The 17,624-nt window shown below is 72.5% G+C and carries 16 protein-coding genes and 1 pseudogene; 8 read left to right on the forward strand and 9 right to left on the reverse strand.

Annotated elements, in window-relative coordinates; translation table 11 throughout:
* Positions 1-175 precede the first annotated feature (175 nt).
* Together OG709_RS17310 and OG709_RS17315 are read left to right on the forward strand one after the other, a co-directional pair.
* Entirely contained in the window at positions 176-835 is a 660-nt protein-coding gene (locus OG709_RS17310; protein WP_326694474.1) for an SMI1/KNR4 family protein, read from the forward strand.
* Positions 836-1,419: 584 nt separating this feature from the next.
* On the forward strand, positions 1,420-2,472 hold the full coding sequence (locus OG709_RS17315) for an NAD-dependent epimerase/dehydratase family protein (protein ID WP_329166838.1): 1,053 nt from the start codon (positions 1,420-1,422) through the stop codon (positions 2,470-2,472).
* Positions 2,473-2,615: 143 nt separating this feature from the next.
* Here the strand turns inward: OG709_RS17315 and OG709_RS17320 are convergent, their stop codons facing one another.
* Positions 2,616-3,728 (reverse strand): sensor histidine kinase, encoded by a 1,113-nt coding sequence (locus OG709_RS17320; RefSeq protein ID WP_329166840.1) that lies wholly within the window; start codon positions 3,726-3,728, stop codon positions 2,616-2,618.
* On the reverse strand, positions 3,721-4,449 hold the full coding sequence (locus OG709_RS17325; protein WP_250302514.1) for a response regulator transcription factor: 729 nt from the start codon (positions 4,447-4,449) through the stop codon (positions 3,721-3,723). The genes OG709_RS17320 and OG709_RS17325 overlap by 8 nt, the downstream gene beginning before the upstream one ends.
* 124 nt (positions 4,450-4,573) lie before the next feature.
* Between OG709_RS17325 and OG709_RS17330 the strand changes: the two genes are divergently transcribed.
* Genes OG709_RS17330 through OG709_RS17340 form a run of 3 tightly spaced genes read left to right on the forward strand, consistent with a single transcriptional unit; the run spans position 4,574 to position 6,662 of the window.
* Positions 4,574-5,389, forward strand: coding sequence for a glycosyltransferase family 2 protein (locus OG709_RS17330; RefSeq protein ID WP_443068542.1), 816 nt, complete (start codon positions 4,574-4,576; stop codon positions 5,387-5,389).
* Complete coding sequence (locus OG709_RS17335; protein WP_266642047.1) at positions 5,386-6,024, forward strand: TIGR04282 family arsenosugar biosynthesis glycosyltransferase; 639 nt, start codon at positions 5,386-5,388, stop codon at positions 6,022-6,024. The genes OG709_RS17330 and OG709_RS17335 overlap by 4 nt, the downstream gene beginning before the upstream one ends.
* The gene (locus OG709_RS17340; protein WP_329166841.1) at positions 6,021-6,662 is read left to right on the forward strand and encodes a class I SAM-dependent methyltransferase; all 642 of its coding nucleotides are present in this window, start codon (positions 6,021-6,023) and stop codon (positions 6,660-6,662) included. Before OG709_RS17335 ends, OG709_RS17340 begins: the two co-directional genes overlap by 4 nt.
* On the opposite strand, the gene OG709_RS17345 is transcribed toward OG709_RS17340, so the two are convergent.
* A complete protein-coding gene (locus tag OG709_RS17345; RefSeq protein ID WP_329166842.1) occupies positions 6,644-7,108 on the reverse strand; it encodes a hypothetical protein in 465 nt (154 codons plus the stop codon). The two genes, OG709_RS17340 and OG709_RS17345, sit on opposite strands and share 19 nt — an antisense overlap.
* Positions 7,108-8,301 (reverse strand): molybdopterin-dependent oxidoreductase, encoded by a 1,194-nt coding sequence (locus tag OG709_RS17350; protein WP_374211305.1) that lies wholly within the window; start codon positions 8,299-8,301, stop codon positions 7,108-7,110. The genes OG709_RS17345 and OG709_RS17350 overlap by 1 nt, the downstream gene beginning before the upstream one ends.
* Positions 8,302-8,406: 105 nt before the next feature.
* Between OG709_RS17350 and OG709_RS17355 the strand changes: the two genes are divergently transcribed.
* Complete coding sequence (locus tag OG709_RS17355; protein WP_329166843.1) at positions 8,407-9,873, forward strand: glycosyltransferase 87 family protein; 1,467 nt, start codon at positions 8,407-8,409, stop codon at positions 9,871-9,873.
* Positions 9,874-9,913: 40 nt separating this feature from the next.
* On the opposite strand, the gene OG709_RS17360 is transcribed toward OG709_RS17355, so the two are convergent.
* The 5 genes from OG709_RS17360 to OG709_RS17380 form a co-directional block, all read right to left on the reverse strand.
* A complete protein-coding gene (locus OG709_RS17360) occupies positions 9,914-10,444 on the reverse strand; it encodes a MarR family winged helix-turn-helix transcriptional regulator (RefSeq protein ID WP_250302508.1) in 531 nt (176 codons plus the stop codon).
* Positions 10,445-10,603: 159 nt separating this feature from the next.
* Entirely contained in the window at positions 10,604-11,968 is a 1,365-nt protein-coding gene (locus tag OG709_RS17365) for an MFS transporter (protein ID WP_266642042.1), read from the reverse strand.
* Positions 11,961-13,232, reverse strand: a complete 1,272-nt coding sequence (locus tag OG709_RS17370) for a M20 family metallo-hydrolase (RefSeq protein ID WP_250302506.1) — start codon at positions 13,230-13,232, stop codon at positions 11,961-11,963. The genes OG709_RS17365 and OG709_RS17370 overlap by 8 nt, the downstream gene beginning before the upstream one ends.
* 137 nt (positions 13,233-13,369) lie before the next feature.
* On the reverse strand, positions 13,370-14,164 hold the full coding sequence (locus tag OG709_RS17375) for an IclR family transcriptional regulator (protein ID WP_250302505.1): 795 nt from the start codon (positions 14,162-14,164) through the stop codon (positions 13,370-13,372).
* Positions 14,165-14,166: 2 nt separating this feature from the next.
* The gene (locus OG709_RS17380; protein WP_329166844.1) at positions 14,167-15,549 is read right to left on the reverse strand and encodes a dihydroorotase; all 1,383 of its coding nucleotides are present in this window, start codon (positions 15,547-15,549) and stop codon (positions 14,167-14,169) included.
* Between the two features lie 218 nt (positions 15,550-15,767).
* On the opposite strand from OG709_RS17380, the gene OG709_RS17385 reads away from it, so the two are divergent.
* Together OG709_RS17385 and OG709_RS17390 are read left to right on the forward strand one after the other, a co-directional pair.
* Positions 15,768-17,210 (forward strand): UbiD family decarboxylase, encoded by a 1,443-nt coding sequence (locus tag OG709_RS17385; RefSeq protein WP_266642039.1) that lies wholly within the window; start codon positions 15,768-15,770, stop codon positions 17,208-17,210.
* Between the two features lie 156 nt (positions 17,211-17,366).
* Positions 17,367-17,492, forward strand: a pseudogene (locus tag OG709_RS17390) (PadR family transcriptional regulator); the annotation flags it as partial.
* Positions 17,493-17,624 lie beyond the last annotated feature (132 nt).

The raw sequence follows: 17,624 nt of genomic DNA on the forward strand, positions 1-17,624 counted from the left end.
CCGCAACCACCCAGGTGTTCGCGAAGCCCGGCGCCGCCACCGGGCTGGATGCGCTCGACAACCGCCTGGCCGTCGACGCCATCACGCTCCGGGAACGCCTCGGGAACGCTCCGGGCACTCGTGCTGCACGGTAAATTCCGTGCCGGTACGGGGCACGTCGTCCTAGCGTGTACCCATGAGTGAGGACACGTGGACGGGAGTGCGGGAGCGGGTGCTCCGGCTCGCCGAACACCCCGGAGCAGAAAGAGTTTTCGGGGCACAGGGGCATGGCTTTCGCCTCGGTCCGGTCATGAGCGAGGAGCAGCTCCGGGCGCTGGAGGCGGACCTGGGCGTGGGGCTGCCCGCGCAGTACCGAAGCTTTCTCCTCCATGTCGCAGGAGGGGGTGCCGGTCCCGACTACGGCCTGATGACACCGGCCTTGAGCGAGGGCGGCTGGCAATGGCGCGGCATCGGGCTCACCTTCTCCGCACAGCCGACCACCGCCGCGTTCGCCGGACGGCCCTTCGTGGCCGAGGCGTTGCAGGGTGAACTTGCCGCGCTGGAGGCCCAGGAACCCGAGAAGGACGCCTTTGCGGCCGACGAGGAGTTCCGCCGCGCGTACACGGCCTGGGACACACGCTACGACGAGCTGTACGACGCGCAGGAGGCGGGCGCGGTGTTCCTCAGCGAGCAGGGATGCGGCTATACGTCGCTCATAGTCATGACGGGACCGCACCGAGGTGCCATCTGGGAGGACCTGCGACCGATGGACCGAGGGATCGAGCCGACCGGGCACGACTTCGCGCACTGGTACCGGAGTTGGCTCGACCGCACCGAGCGACAGCTCGAAACCTGACAGGGTGAACGCCATGCAGTACTGCGAACGCCACGAAATGCACAACTGCGCAGACTGCGCTCCGCGCGAACCCAGCGGCAGCGCACCCCGCGGCAGCACACCCACCAGCGACTGGGACGGCTGGCCGGCGGCTGCGATCATCGTCCACGCCAGCGGCAAGGCCCACCTTCCCGGCTGCACGCACATCGAGCCTGCCGACATCCGGCCACCCGTCTACGGCTGGGTGGTCACTCCCTCACCCGGGGCATGGCGTCGTCTTGCGCCCTCCCACCCTCTCCGCGCCACCCAGGGCAACCTCGAACGGGCTGCTGTGAGCCGCTGCGCGAATTGCGACGCGACGCAATAGGGATGCCGTCACCGTTATCAGCGAGGACACGGAGCTCGTTGATGAGCCGCGCCGGGTTGGACGGGGCACCGTGCCCTGCACCGTTCCGCCTCCCGCTGTGGCTCGTACCGCTTCCCGCGGCACGTCCTCACGGCGGTCGACGGCCGGAGCCGACACGGCGCCGAGGAGTTCTTACGGAGGTATGACACACCCCTTTCCTCGGGCTCCGGACCGGCAGGTGCCCTCTAACGTGGGCGTCATGCGCGTACTTGTGACCGGCGGCGCGGGCTTCATCGGCTCCCGCATCGTCGAGCAGTTGGCCCTCCGGAACCACACGCCGATCGTGCTGGACGCCTTGCTTCCCGCCGCGCACCGGAGCCCGCCGCCGCGGCCCGCGGGGGTGGAGTGGATCCACGGCGACGTACGGGATCCGGAGCTGGTGCGTCAGGCGCTGCGCGGGGTGGACGCGGTCTGTCATCAGGCGGCCATGGTGGGGCTGGGCAAGGATTTCGCGGACGCGCCCGCGTACGTCGGCTGCAACGACCTCGGTACGGCCGTGCTGCTCGCCGCGATGGCCGACGTGCGGGTGGAGCGGCTGGTCCTCGCCGGGTCGATGGTCGTGTACGGCGAGGGGCGGTACGACTGCACGGTCCACGGCACGGTACGGCCGGGGCCGCGCAGGGCAGGGGACCTGGAGGCCGGGCGGTTCGAGCCCCTGTGCCCGCGCTGCGGTGTGGAACTGGCGCCGGGGCTCGTGGCGGAGGAAGCGCCGGCCGATCCCCGGAATGTGTACGCCACCACCAAGCTGGCCCAGGAACATCTGGCGGCGGCCTGGGCGCGCACCACGGGCGGCCGGGCGGTCTCGCTGCGCTATCACAACGTCTACGGCCCCGGCATGCCGCGCGACACCCCCTATGCCGGAGTCGCCTCGCTGTTCCGCTCGGCGCTGGCCAGGGGTGAAGCACCCCGGGTCTTCGAAGACGGCGGCCAGCGCCGGGACTTCGTGCACGTACGGGATGTGGCCACGGCCAACGTGGTGGCCCTGGAGGCACTCGGCGACCGTGAGGCCGGCGAGCTCACCGCGTACAACGTGGGGAGCGGAGATCCGCACACGGTGGGCGAGATGGCGTCCGCGCTCGCGGCCGTGCACAGCGGCAAGTCGCCCGTCGTGACCGGGGAGTTCAGGCTGGGGGACGTACGGCATGTCACGGCCGACTCCTCGCGGCTGCGCGCCGAGCTGGGCTGGCGTCCGGCGACGGGCTTCACGGAAGGCATGGCCGAGTTCGCGGTGAGCGAGTTGCGGGGCGTGTGACGCGGAGGGCGGTCCGCGCCGTCGGGGCGGGGAGCGTGATGCCTCGCCCGAGCGCGGTCCATGCCGCCGCGGCGGGGCGGTGTGACGCGGAGGGCGGTCCGCGCCGTCGGGGCGGGAAGGGTGATGCCTCGCCCGAGGGCGGTCTACGCAGTCGCAGCGGGGAGGGTGACCTCGAAGCAGCAGCCGCCCGGCACATTGCGCACATCGGCCCGGCCCGCGTGCGCCTCGACGATGCCCCGCACGATCGCCAGCCCGAGACCGGCCCCGGCCGGGGGCGTACGGGCCACGGTGCCGCGCCATCCGGTGTCGAAGACCCTGGGCAGGTCGTCGGGGGCGATGCCGCCGCAGCCGTCGGTGACGGAGAGGACCACGGAGCCGGACCGGTGCTCGGCGGAGACGGCGACGGTGCCGTCGGCCGGGGTGTGCCGGATCGCGTTGACCAGGAGGTTGGCCAGCACCCGGGTCATCTCCTTGCCGTCGACCTCCACCGGGACCGTGTCCACGCGGTCTCCGACCAGTACCACCCCGTGCTCCCTCGCCAGCGGGTCGGCACCCGCGAGCGCGTCGCCGACGAGGTCGTACACGGAGACACGGGCCGGATTCAGGGTCAGGGCCCCGGCGTGGATGCGGGAGAGTTCGAAGAGGTCACCGACCATGGCGTTGAGGCGGTCCACCTCGGTACGCATCCGGCGGTGGTAGCGGATCGGGTCCGCCACCACCCCGTCCTCCAGCGCCTCGGACATGGCACGCAGTCCGGCCAGGGGGGTGCGCAGGTCGTGCGAGATCCAGGCGACGAGTTCGCGCCGGGACGCCTCCAGAGCGCGCTCCCGCTCACGGGACGCGGCGAGGCGTGCGCTGGTGGCGGCCAGTTCCCTGCTGAGCGCCGCCAGTTCCGCGGGGGCCGGGCCGACGGGCGCCGTGAACCTGCCGCCCTGCCCGAACTCCCTTGCCGCGACGACGAGTTCACGAGCTCCGATCACCACCCGGCGGCCCAGGAGAAGCGCGGTGGCCAGGGAGACGACCGCCGCCATGGCCACGACCAGGGTCACCACGGTGAGGTCGTGGGAGGACAGGAACATCGCCCGTGCCACGGCAAGGGTCCCGGCCAGCATCGCGGCAACCGCCACCGCGGCGACGACGGCAAGGGAGCCGGCGATCGAGCGCCGCCGCAGCAGGTGCAGGGCCAGCGCACCGAGCAGGCCGGCGCCGGCCGCGCCGAGGAAGGCGTAGAGGGCGATGAGGAAGATGTCACGCATGGGGCTCAGGGCCTCCGGGGACGGGGTCGAAGCGGTAGCCGACGCCCCAGACGGTCTGGATCAGCCGTGGCCGGGCGGGATCGTCCTCGACCTTGCCGCGCAGCCTCCGTACATGGACGGTGACCGTAGAGAGATCTCCGAAGTCCCAGCCCCAGACGTCGCGCATCAGCTGCTCCCGGCCGCAGACCTGCCCGGGGTGCTGGAGGAAATAGGTGAGCAGGTCGAACTCCCGCAGGGTGAGCGCGAGATCCCGGCCGGCCTTGGTGGCCCGGCGGGCCGCCGTCTCGACCTCCAGGTCCGCGGCGTGCAGCAGCGGTCCCGGCTGCGGTGTCCGGGGAGCGCGGCGCAGCACGGATTCGACGCGCAGCACCAGTTCCCGGGGGCTGAAGGGCTTGGTGACGTAGTCGTCGGCGCCCACTTCGAGGCCCAGGATGCGCTCCTCCTCGTCACTGCGTGCGGTGAGCATGATGACCGGTACGGGGCCTCTGGCGCGCAGTTGCCTGCACACCTGGAGTCCGTCGGTCCCCGGCAGCATCAGATCGAGGACGACCAGGTCGGGCCGGCGCCGCTCGGCGGCGTCGAGTGCCGCCCGACCGTCGGCGGCGCGGTCCACGGTGAAGCCCGCGCGCTCCAGGTAGCCGGTGACCACCTCGGAGACGGTCGGGTCGTCGTCCACGACCAGAACGGTCATCGCTTTCTCCATGTCCCCCAGCTTCTCCATGTCCCCCAGCCTCGCACCGTCCGGCGCCGTGCCCGCCCGTATACCGGCACCGCAGGCGTCGACGTCCGCGTTTCGTAAGGACTCGGGACCCCGATTGTCCGCGCCGGGTTCGTACGGTGATCCCGTGACCGATGTGAGCATCTCCGCGACGGACCGGACCCCTTCCGCGGTGTCCGTGGACGTGGTCCTGCCCTGCCTCGACGAGGCGGCGGCTCTGCCCTGGGTACTGGAGCGGATCCCGCCCGGCTGGCGGGCGATCGTGGTCGACAACGGTTCGGCCGACGGTTCGGCGGACGTGGCGCGCTCGCTGGGCGCGACGGTGGTGGCCGAGAGCCGCCGGGGGTTCGGTGCCGCCTGTCACGCGGGGCTGCTGGCCTCGGACGCGGACATCGTCTGCTTCTGCGACTGCGACGCCTCGCTCGACCCCGGGCTGCTGGTCCCCTTCGTCGCCCAGGTGGCCGGGGGCGAAGCCGATCTCGTACTGGGCCGACGGCGTCCCCGGGGCAGAGGCGCCTGGCCCGCGCATGCCCGCGCCGGGAATCTGGCGCTCGCCCGGATGCTGCACCGCCGTACCGGGCTGCGGCTGCATGATCTGGGGCCCATGCGGGCGGCCCGGCGCGCGGCGCTGCTGAGCCTCGGCCTCACGGACCGGCGCAGCGGATACCCGCTGCAGATGGTGGTCCGGGCCGCCGATGCGGGCTGGCGGGTGGCCGAGCGAGAGGTGCCGTATCTGCCGCGTACCGGGAAGTCCAAGGTCACCGGCACCTGGCGGGGCACGTGGCAGGCGGTACGGGACATGCGCGGGGTCCTCGCCGAGGCACCGCAGGACAAGCACGACGTCCTCGCCGAGGCACCGCGGGACAGGTACGAGGTCCCCGCCGAACCACCGCAGGACAAGCACGAGGTCCCCGCCGAAGCACCGCGGGAGGTGGCGGGATGACGTCCGGGACCACGCTCCTGGTCATCGCCAAGGAGCCGCTGCCCGGCCGGGTGAAAACGCGGCTCTGCCCGCCCTTCACCCCGCAGGAGGCGGCCCGGCTGGCCGGGGCGGCCCTCGCCGACACACTCGACGCGGTGCTCGGCACTCCGGCACACCGCCGGGTCCTCGTGCTGGCCGGAACGCCGGGCCCCTGGGTACCACCCGGTTTCGACGTGGTCGAGCAGAGTGCGGGCGGCCTCGACGAGCGGCTGGCCGCGGCCTTCTCCCTCACGACGGGACCAGCCCTGCTGATCGGCATGGACACCCCTCAGGTCACCCCCCGACTCCTCGCCACGGGGCTGGACTTCTCCACGGCGGACGCCTGGTTCGGGCCGGCCGACGACGGCGGCTTCTGGGCGCTGGGGCTCGCCTCCCCCGACCCGGAACTCCTCCTCGGCGTGCCGATGTCGACGGCGCACACCGGGACGGTCCAGCGGCAGCGGCTGGTCGGCGCCGGGCTCACGGTGCGTGACCTGCCCCTGCTGCGTGACGTGGACACCGCGGCCGATGCCGTCGCGGTAGCGGAACAGGTCCCGGACAGCCGGTTCGGCACGCTTCATGCCGCGCTCGCGACGGACCGGGTGGTGGCACGGTGAGCGTTCGGGCCTGGCGGGCCGAGCCCTACCGTGACGCGCTGCGCGCGGGGCAGGGGCCGCTCTTCCTGCGGCGGGACGACGGCTGGCTGCTGCCGCTGGACGTGGAGCGCTGGTGCGGGGCGCCCGACAGCGCCGACGTCACCGTCCTGGCGCGCTGCCGGGGCTCGGTGCTGGACATCGGGTGCGGACCGGGGCGCCTCGTCGCGGCACTGGCGGCACTGGGCACCACCACGCTCGGCATCGACGTGAGCCAGGCAGCGGTCGACCGCACGGTCCAGGAGGGCGGGGCCGCACTGTGCCGCTCCGTCTTCGCACCGCTGCCGGGTGAGGGCCGCTGGGGAACGGCACTGCTGATGGACGGCAATGTCGGCATCGGTGGCGACCCCGCCGCCCTGCTGGTGCGCGTCGCCGAACTCACCGGCCCCAACGGGATGTTGATCGTCGAGGCCGCGGGCCACGACATCGACGAACGGGTCGACGTCCGGGTCGACGACGGCCGAGGTGCCCGGGGCGCGGCCTTCCCCTGGGCGAGGGCCGGCACCCGCGCCCTGCTCGGGTATGCCGAGACCACCGGCTGGGTGGCCGAGGACCAGTGGAAGACGGCGGGGCGCAGCTTCCTTCAGCTGCGCAGGCGCTGACCGCGCCGCAGCACCCGTACGCCGATCACCGCACCCGTGACCACCACCACCGCTCCCAGGGACAGCAGCCATCCCCGGACGTAATCCAGCGGCAGCACCGAGGAGTTGGCGGGGGTGCCCGGCCGCAGCAGGACCGGCAACGCGACCATGGTCAGGCACCCCGCCACGGTGAATGCGCCGCGCACCGGTCCGCGTACCCGCCCCCGTACCGACCCGCGTACCCGCCCGCGTACCGGCCCGCGCACCGGCCCGCGCGCCCGGGTGCCTCCCCACAGCAGACCCGCGCCCAGCACCAGCGGAGCGATCAGCCCGTCGTGCAGCACGATCGCCCCGGCCAGCCACACCGCCACCGACCCCATGTCGCCGGTCCCCACGACCAGCGTCACGCCGACCCCCATCAGCGCCACCCCGAGCACCCCGGACGCCCACCGCGCGTATCCGGACATCACAGCGCCTCCAGCCGGGAGACCCACTTGGTCTGGAGTACGCCCGGCCGGTTCGGCGCGATGATCCGTGCCGGATAGCCGTGATCAGGCGAGAGCACCTGTCCGTCGAGGCGCAGTGCGAGCAGCGTCAGCGGATCGTCGGCGTAGTCGCTGCCCATCTCCATGACCCGGTACGCGCCGTGCCGTTCCAGCGACACGACCCGCAGCCTCGTACCCGGGGGCGCCCCGGCACGCTCCCGCAGATCCCTGATGCGCACACCGCTCCAGTGCGCGCTCCTGCTCCAGCCCTCCACACAGGCGATGGGCAGCACCACCGCGTGCTGCTCCAACTCCCGGAGCGCCGCCAGGTCCAGCGAGAAGGGACGGGGCCCCGTGACCTCCAGGCGCCACTCCCGCACCCGGCTCAGCGCGGGCAGCACCCCTGCCGCCGCGGCGGTCCGGTTGACCGGGAGGCCCTGCGGACCGTGGTCGGGGTGGCGCGGCGCAAGCAGGTCGAAGCGTTTCAACGGCGTGAAGGACTGCCCCACGGTCGTCAGCGTGACCGCGCCGACCGCCGCTGTGAGCCCCAGCAGCAGCGACCGCCGGTCCGCTCCGTCGCCCTGCGCCGAAAGCGCGGCACTCGCCTGCGACGTGCGCCGCCAATGGGCGGTGATGTCGGGCCACTTCACCGCTACGTGCAGCAGCAGAGCCCCCACCAGCAGCCAGGCCACCGCGAAGTGCACCGGTACGAAGGAGAACGGCCAGGGGTACCACTGGACCGTGTTGAGCAGCCCGCTGAACAGCTCGAACGTCGTGGCCCCCACCAGAACCGCCACCGAGAGGCGCTCCAGCCCGTGCCGCACCGACCGCACCGGCGGCCACACGAACAGCCTCGGATAGACCGTCCACAACTTGACGAGCAGCAGCGGGATCGCCGCGATGCCGCTCGCCACGTGCACCCCCTGACTGAACCGGTATCCCCACACCGGCCGGCTGGGCAGCACGTCCACCGCCCAGCCGGGGGGATGCTGCAGAAAGTGGCTGATCACCCCCGTGGCGAAACAGATCCCGACCGCCGCGCCGAGCAGCCGGCCGGCCGAGACCGCCGTACGAGGATCGTGCAGGCGGCCCGAGAAGGACGGCAGCGGGGAGGAAGGCAGCGCGGACGGAGGCGGCGGAGAGGGCGGCTCGGGCGGACGTTTCATGTCCTCCATGACACTCCGCGAACACCCGGTGCGGGCCCTGCGACTCCTTACGAAACACGGACGCCGGGGCCGCCGGACGGCTGTCGGCCGCTCACCGCTGCGACGCTGGGTGGCGTGATCAACCCTCCCCCCGCCGGGCCCCGCACGCCCCGTTCCCGCATCGTCCTGGCCGGAGTCCTCCTGGCGGCCCTCACCGCCACCCTGGTGCTCACCATCGGCTACGACGGCTACTACGACGACCCGGCCGGCCTGTCCTGGTGGTACGCGGCATCCTGGCTGCTCTTCGCAGCCGCCGTAGGGGCTCTGCGCAACGTACCGGTGCGCCGGGCCGCCGTCCTCGTCCTCGTGGGTTCGGCCGCAGTGGCGGCGACGGGCCTCGTCTCCCCACCGCGCACCAGCACCGACGCCTACCGCTACGCCTGGGACGGCCGGGTGCAGGCCGCCGGGATCTCTCCGTACGACCACGCACCGCAGGACACCGCGCTGGCGGGTCTCCGGGACAGCTGGCTCTTCCCCACCGGCACGGCCTGCGGGGGCCCCGACCGCGCACCTGTCCCCTCACCCGGCGCCGTCCCGCACTGCACCCTCCTCAACCGCCCCGGCGTGCACACCATTTACCCCCCGGTCGCCGAGGCGTACTTCTACGGTGTCGAGCAGGCGTCGCCGGACGGCGCCCGGTTGAAGGTCTTCCAGATCGCCGGAGCGGCACTCTCCGTCGCCGTGACCGGAGCTCTCCTGCTGGTCCTGACGCGGCTGCGGCGCGGCGATCCACGATGGGTCGCGTACTGGGCCTGGTGTCCGGCCGTACCCATCGAGGCGGTGAACAACGCCCATGTCGACGTACTGGGCGTGCTGTTCACCGTCGCCGGACTCGGTCTCCTGGCGGCCGGGCGCCGGCTCTCCGGCAGCGCGCTGGTGGGCGCGGCGATCGCCACCAAGCTCATGCCCGCGGTGGTCCTGCCCGGCGCGCTCTCCGGGGTCCGCCGCGTGCGCGACGCCGCCACGGTGCTGGTGCCCGCCGCCGCCGTCACCGCGCTCTCCTACCTCCCGTACGCCCTCGCCTCCCACTCCTCCGTCTTCGGCTATCTGAGCGGCTACGTCGAGGAGGAGGGCTACGAGGACGCGGCAGCGCGCAACCGCTACGCGCTGCTCCGGCTGTTCCTGCCCGAGGCATGGATCGTCCCGGTCCTGGTCGTCGTCCTGGCCCTCGTGACCGGGTACGTGCTCCGGCGCGGCGATCCCGAACGCCCTTGGAGCGGCGCCCTGTTGGTCACCGGGACCGCGTTCCTCCTGCTCACCCCGGGCTACTCGTGGTACGCACTGCTCCTGATCGCCCTGGTGGCCCTCGACGGCCGCTGGGAATGGCTGGGCGTCGCCGTGGCGGGCGCGACCAGGTACGTCACCGGCCGCGCTTTCGACACCCCGGACGATGTCGGGACCACCGCGTACGCGATCGCCGCGGGCGCCGTGCTCATCGGCTGGGCGTGGCGGCGGCGGACGGCCACCCGGGCAGCCCGACTCGCCACCGCCGTCCCGCCCGACGCCGGAGCCGGTGGACCGGACGCGGGCGCGACCGCCTGACCCCTGTGCGTCTCCCTGGATCAGAGGGTGTCCGGCTGGATCAGAGGGTGTCCGGCTGGGTTCCGGACCAGCCCAGGGGGTACAGGGAAACGCTGTCCGTGGCGGCCGGTTCGCCCCCGGCCTCGGCGAACGCGGTCAGCGCTTCGATCAGGGCGGCTCGCTGTTCCGGTGCGAGCCGCTCGACGATGGTGGTGATTTCACCGCGGCGCCGGGCCGTGACGTCCTCCACCAACTGCCGCCCCGCGTCGGTGAGGCCGAGGAGCGTCTCGCGCCGGTTCTCCGGGTTGATCCGGCGGTCCGCGAGCCCTGCCGTGATGAGCCGGTCCAGCATGCGCATCGCGGTCGAGGGGTTGACCCCGAGCAACTCGGCGAGGACGACGAGTTTGGCGGTCCCGTGCGTCGAAAGGGCGACCAGCAACCGGAATTGGGCAAGGGTGACGCGGTCCTCGACCGCGGCGAGGGAGCGGGCCGAGACGGCTACCAGCAGACGGGACGAGGTCAGTACCGCGCGTGCCACGGCGTCGACGTCGACGCCGGGCGTGCCTGGCGCGGGCTGAGCGTCCTCGGTCATGGTTCCTTCTTCTACCGCGCGGCGTCCGGGCCCCGTTCGGGGCGGGCCCGCTGTGCTGTGCACGGTAGCGGAGCGGCAGTACGGCAGCGCCGTCATGCACCGGCAGCCGGCCCGGCGTCGAGCCGAGCGCCGGGCGATCTGCGCGCTCCTTCGCGGGCCCTACCCCCGGTCCACCACGGCTGCCGGCGAACGCTGTCCGCCCGTCGGCGGTCGCGGTCCGGCCGCCGGCTGGATCTGCCGGAACAGTGCCGGTGCGGCGGCGAGGCATGCCACGGCGGCGCCGGCCACCCACAGGGCGGGGGCGTAGACGGTCAGTGAGGCGACCGCCCAGGCCATCAGGGCCGGGGTGAAGCCCGCGAAGAGCGTCGCGGCGAGGTTGTAGCTCAGGGCCACGCCGGTGGAGCGCACCGCGACGGGGAAGAGCCGGGTCAGCGTGGACGGTGCGACACCGGCGAACGCGGCGACACCCGCACACAGCAGGCAGTGGACGAGGAGCAGGACGGGGAGAGCCGGTTGTGCGTGCAGCCATGCCAGCAGCGGGAACGGCAGCACGAGCAGGGCCAGCGCGCCGGCCACGATCACTCGTTGCGCACCCGCCCTGTCAGCGGCGCGTCCCGCGACCAGGCACCCCACGACGAGGACCGCATTGCCCACCAGGGAGGCGAGGAACGACTGCTGCGTGGTGAAGCCGAGTCCGGCCGCGTCGCTCTCGTAGTACGTGGGCGCGTAGATGACCAGGGTGTACACGCACACGGTCCACAGCACGGAGAACAGGAATCCGGTGACGACCCGTCCCCGGTACACGGTGAGCAACTGGACGAGGGGACCGCGCCCGGGGCTCTCCGCGGGCTTCGCGGGCTGGACCTTCTCGAATTCCTCGGTCTCCGGCAGATGCCGGCGGATGTACACGCCGACCGGAATGATGAGCAGGCCGAGGGCGAAGGGAATGCGCCAGGCCCAGGCGCTCATCGCTGATTCGGAGACGAAGGTCGTGAGGGTGACACCCACGGCGGCAGCCGCGAGATTGCAGATCCCCATGGATGCCTGGAGCCAGGCTGCGTACCGGGCCCTTCTGTCGGGTGGCGCGTGTTCCACCAGGAAGGCCGTGGCGCCGCCGATCTCGCCGCCCGCCGAGAATCCCTGCAGCAGCCGGCCGGCGAGCAGCAGGACCGGTGCGCCGATACCGATGACGGTCACCGGCGGTGCTACGACGAGCAGGAGTGTTCCCACGGCCATGGTGCTGAGGGAGAGCATCATCGCGGCCTTGCGGCCCTTGCGGTCGCCGTACAGTCCCATGACGACGGCCCCCAGCGGGCGGGCCACGAATCCCGTGCCGAAGACGACGAACGTGCTGATGAGCGCCGCCCCCGGGTCGTCGTCCCGGAAGAAGTTGTCGGAGATGTAGCCGGCGAAGAACGCGAAGACCGTGAAGTCGTACCACTCCATCGCGTTGCCGAAGGATGCCGCGACGACCGCGCGCCGGGCGACCCCGTTCGTGGCCGGTGCCGCCGCGCCGCTACTCACTGCGCACGACCGGGCGCTGGTCCAAGGCGGTCAGCGTGGCGGCGAGGACGTGCGCGCCCTGCTCGATGTCGGCGGGCGCGGTGAACTCCTCGGGGCAGTGGCTGAGCCCGCCCTCGGACGGCACGAAGATCATGCCCATGGGGCCGAGCCGGGCCAGGTGCGCGGCGTCGTGGCCCGCCCCGGACGGGACGGCCTGCCAGGACAGGCCGAGCCGGTCGGCCGACTGCCCGATGACGTCCTGCAACAACGCGTCCGTGGGCACCGGGTCCTGGTCGGTGAGGTACTCGACGTCGAACTCGACGCCCCGCTTCGCGGCTTCCCCGGCGACCTCGTCGACGATCTGCCGGCGCGCTCCCTGGAGCCAACTGCCGTCCACGCTGCGGATCTCCGCCCAGAGCCGCGCCCGGTCCGTGATGACGCCCATCGATTCGGGGCCCGACTCGATGCAGCCGGGCGTGGCCACCCCGTGCACCGGCGCTCCGCATCCGGCGCGTTCCACCGCGAGGACCGCCGCCGCAGCGGAGACCAGTGCGTCGTGCCGGTCCGCCATCCTGGTGGTTCCCGCGTGACCGGCCCGGCCCGCGAAGCGCATCAGGAGACGGTCGATCCCGGCGATGGCGGTGACCACGCCGATGCTCGTGCCGGACGTTTCCAGGAGTGCGCCCTGCTCGACGTGCAGCTCCACGTAGGCGTGCACGTCGCCGGGGCTCCAGGCCTGGCGCAGCGCGGCCTGCGGGTCGAGTCCGAACCTCTCGATCGCGTCGCCGAGCCGGGTCCCCGTACTGTCCACCCGGTCCAGGTGCTCGGGCCGCAGCACTCCGGCGACCGCGCGGGAGCCCAGGCACGAGATGCCGAAGTCGTTGGCCTCCTCGCCGAGGAAGTCCACGACCAGCAGGTCGTGTTCCAGCGTCACGCCTGTCTCACGGAACCGCTGGGCCACCTCGATTCCGGTCAGGACGCCGACGATGCCGTCGAACCTGCCGCCCTGGGCGACCGTGTCGGTGTGCGATCCGGTGACCAGCGCGGGGCCGCGCCCCCGGCGGCCGGGCAGCCGCCCGACGATGTTGCCCGCCGGGTCCACGACGGGGTCGAGCCCCGCGTCGGCCATCTGCCGGCGTATCCACTCGCGCGAGGCGCGGTACGGCTCGGAGAACACCTCACGGCTCCAGCCGGGGCGCGTGGAGTCGTGGAACTCCGCGAGCGAGGCGAGGCGCTCGGAGAGCCGTTCGGCTTGGGGCGTCAGGGCGTCCAGATCGATACTCATTACCTATCCTTCCGGCAGATACCGGACAGACCTGGCCGTGATCCGGCCAGGGTGAAGGGGGACTTCGTACGTCGGTGGTGCCTCCGGCGGCGACGGCACGGGGACCGCGGAATCCTCCGCGTCCGGTGCCGTGGTGCTCAGAGGTCCTCTCGGGTGCTCTCCTCGTCGGGCGACAGCCACACCTGGGACGCCGCCCGGGGCATGCTGAGCGTGATGTCCTCGACCGCGTCCCGCAACAGGCCCAACGGCCGGGTGACATCGGCGAGTTCGGCGTGCCGCCCCACCAGGGACACCGCGCAGAGGCACGAGCCGGCGACGAGAACGGGCATGCCGACGGCGCTGACGCCCGGGGTGAGCCAGCCGTGCGTCACGTGGTGGCCGTCCCTGCGCGCTCCGGCGAGTTCGCGGCGCAGGGCCGCGGCGTCCGGGGTAGCCGCGGTGAACCGTTGCAGCCGCCCCCGCAGGACCTGACGGCGTACCGTCTCGGGCGCCGTCGCCAGCAGCGGGGTGGCGCTGGCCCCCGAGTACAGCGCCAGGACCTGACCCGGCCGCAGCGCCACCGTGCCTGATCCGCTGCGGCGGGTGTCCAGGCAGAGCGCGGCGGTGTGCGCCCGCACGGTCAGCGCCACATCGAGACCGCTGCGCCGCATCAGCCGGGTGAGCACCGGGCGCGCGAGGTCCACCAGGTGCCCGGTCCGGTCGATCGAACGGTCGGCGAGGCGGTCGGTGGGCAGCAGCGCGCCGTCGACCTCGGCGAGGTACCCGGCCTCCTTGAGCAGCCGTACGTAGCGGTAGGCCGACGACGACGGGATGCCGACGGCCGCGATGACCTCCGACACGTCGGCCTGGCCCCGGTCCTGGACGAACTCCAGGATCCGCAGCCCCCGGGTCAGGGAGGACAGTTCGCCCACGGTGGGCCGTTCGATGGTCATGCTCACCTCCGATGCACCTGCTCGCCGCGGCCGGGGGCGCCGGTCAGTCCCTTGCCCGCGTCCCAGACGACGGTGCCACGGCTGAGCGTCAGCGTGACACGGGCGCCGGGCGCGTACGCGTCGTAGGGGGTCCAGCCTGCGCGGGAGTGCAGGGCCGAGCCGTCGATCCGCCAGGTGTCGTCCGGGGTGAGCACCATGATGTCCGCGTCGTGGCCCGGGGCCAGCCTGCCCTTGCGGTGCCCGATGCCGTACCGGTCGGCGGGGTTGCTGGTCAGCGCGGCCACCGCCTGCGAGAACTCCGGCCCGACGCCGAAGCGGCGCAGGCAGGAGCCCAGGGTCGTCGCCACGAGGGTCTCGGTGCCCGGCACCCCCGAGTGGTTGTCCAGGATCCGCTCGTGGTCCTTGAACACGGTGGGCCACGGGGCGTGATCGGAGGTGACGGCCGTGGCCAGACCCGTACTGACGGCCTGCCACATGGCGTCGCGGTTCGCCCCGTCGCGCAACGGAGGGTTGATCTTCAGCCGGCCGCGCGCGCCGCGCATGTCGTCCTCGGTGAAGGTCAGGTAGTGCGGGCACGTCTCGAAGGTGATGTCCACCCCCTGCTGCTGGTACCAGCGCACCAGCTCGGCGGACCGGCCCAGGGACAGATGGCACAGGTGCAGCGCGTTGCCCTGGTGGGCGGCGACCTCCATCGCGGTGAGCACACCGAGCGTCTCCGACACGGGCGGACGGGTCGCGGCGTGCACGGCCGGATCGGTCGACGTACGGTGCCGCTCGTCGGCCAGCAGCGCCTTGATGATCTCGTTGTTCTCCGCGTGTACGCACAGGGTCGAGCCCACGGCGCCGACGGCCTTCATCACGTCCAGCAGCTCGGCGTCGTCGATGCGCGGGAACCGGAACGGGTCGGTGTCGAAGAGCGACACCTTGAACCCCACCACTCCCGCGGCGGCCAGCGCCTCGGCCTCCCGCCACCCTCCGCCGGGCGCGAGGGTACCGAGCAGCGCGACGTCGACGACGGCCTCGTCGGCGACCTTCTCCCGCTTGGCCCCGAGCCGGTCGACCCGGTTGACGGGGCCCGCCTCGTCGAAGGGCATCTCCACGATCGTGGTCACACCTCCGGCGGCGGCGGCCGAGGTCGAGGCCCGCAGCCCCTCACCCGCATGCGAGTAGGAATGCACGTGGGCGTCCACCGCGCCCGGCAGCACGAAGGCGTCCCCGACGTCGATCCGCCGTGCGGCGGGGGGTTCCGCGGCCGTCCCGGTTCCGACGCCGGCAATGACTCCGCCCGCGACGGCGACCCACCCACGCTCGAATTTCCCGTCCGCGACCGGCACGACCCCGGTAAGGACGATGTCGGCGCGTTCGTGACCCTGTGCCTTTTCCATGGGGTGCAAGGTAGACATCCGGATGGCCGGAGCAGAACACCATTCCCGCGGATCGGGAATCGTATGCGGGACGGCCCTTTCCGAACGCCGTGGCACCCCCCTGACCTGCCTTGCGTGACCTCGATGACTCATGCAGTATGGCGTGCCACCAGCGGTGGGACATCGCTCCCGTACGCCTTACGAATTGCCATTTCCCGGGAATGCGAGCACAGATGAACATGGGCGATCAGTCAATGCGGGAATTCCTCGGCGAGTTGGAACGCCGTGGTGAACTCGTCGATATCGACCGCCCCGTCGACCCTCGCTTCGAACTCGCCAGTGTGCTCGCGCTGTTCGATCGCGGGCCCGCCGTGCGGCTGAACGATGTCGTGGGTTCGGCGCTTCCCGTGGTCGGCAACGTCCTGTCGAGCCGCGCCCGTATCGCCGCCGCGCTGGGCGTGCGGGTCGCGGACGTCCTCGACACGCTGTCGGCCGCGGTCGCCTCCCGGCGCAAGCCCGAGGTGGTGGATGCCGCCCGGTGCCAGGAACGGCGGTTCGCCGCCGACGAGGTATGGGAGCGCGTCCTCGCGCCGACCTATTTCACCGAGGACTCCGGCGGGTACCTGACAGCGGGAATGATCGTCGCCCATGACCCGCGCACCGGCCACCGCAACGCCTCCTACGCCCGGATCAAACCGCTGGGCCCGACGACCGGGTTCGTCGGGATCGCCCCGAACCACCATCTGACCGCGCTCGCCCGCTCCACCGCGGGTGACGGCCTTCCCGTGGCCGTCACCCTGGGCACCCATCCCGCGATCCAGATGGCGGCCTGCTTCTATCTCGGCCTCGGCGACGACGAGTTGGAGCACGCGGCACATCTGCTGGGCGCTCCGGTCAAGGTGGTGCGCGCCACGACGAGCGAGGTGCTCGTGCCCGCCGACGCCGAAGTCGTCATCGAGGGCCTGCTGCACGCGGACCGCCCGGTGCACGAAGGGCTGGTCAGCGAGTACCACGGCATGTACGAGGACTACGGCGACGGGGTGACGCTGGAGGTCACCGCGCTCACCACACGCGCCGACCCTTCGGTCCAGGTGATCCTGCCGGGGCTCGCCGCCGAGCACGCCTTCCTCGCCGCGCTGCCGATCGCCGCCGGACTGCGGCATGCGCTGCGCGTGGCCGGCTGCGGTGACACGGATGTCGCCGTGACGCTGTCCGGGGGCGGCCGGGTCGATGTGGTCGTCGCGCTCGCCGCGCACCAGGGCCGCCAGGCCAAGCGCGCGATCTTCGCCTGTTTCGCCTCCGTCAGCATGGTGAAACAGGTGACCGTCGTGGACTCCGACATCGACATCTGGGACGCCGAACACGTCCACTGGGCACGGACCAGCCGGATGCGCTGGGAGCGGGACCTCGTCCTCGTCCCCGACGTCCCGGCCGACCGGAACGTGCCGATGCAGCAGGGCGGCACCGTGACGAAGGTCGGCATGGACGCCACGGCCAAGCCCGGCGACCGCACGCCGGGACACACACTCGCCGTGCCTCCGCGGGAGACCGTGGACCGGGTGCGCCGCTGGCTCAGGAGCGACGGGCTGGAGGCCCGCATGGCCCCGACTCCGGTGCTGTGGAGCCTGCTCGACACCGAGGAGGAACCGCCGGCGGATCTCGGCCGCCGTCAGGACGCGTGATCCGGCCCGCCCTGCGGGCGGCAGCAACGTCGAGGACCGGGCCGGCGCGCCGCCGCGGCCCGCGGGAACGGGCCCCGGTCGGGCGTCGGCCGCCCCGGACCTCAGTCGGCGATACCGGTCCGGGCGACCACACGGTCGATACGGCACCGCACGAGGATGGACGACCCGTTCCGCGAGGGAGTCCTGACCATCGCCCGAGCGACCTCGAAGGCCGAACTCAGCTGGCTCGAACGGACGTTGAAGGACCTGACCAGCGCGGCCCCGGCGGCTCCCACCCACTGACGCCCTCCACCCGCATCTGGCCGGAATCGCGCGTTCCGCGGCTGAATCGCCCCAGGTCCGGTAACAAAGACAACAATTAAACAATTATTCGGGATCCTCGCCGCGCGCTCCACGTCTCAGTTCATGGACACA

It is taken from the genome of Streptomyces sp. NBC_01267 (assembly GCF_036241575.1).
GTDB lineage: Bacteria > Actinomycetota > Actinomycetes > Streptomycetales > Streptomycetaceae > Streptomyces.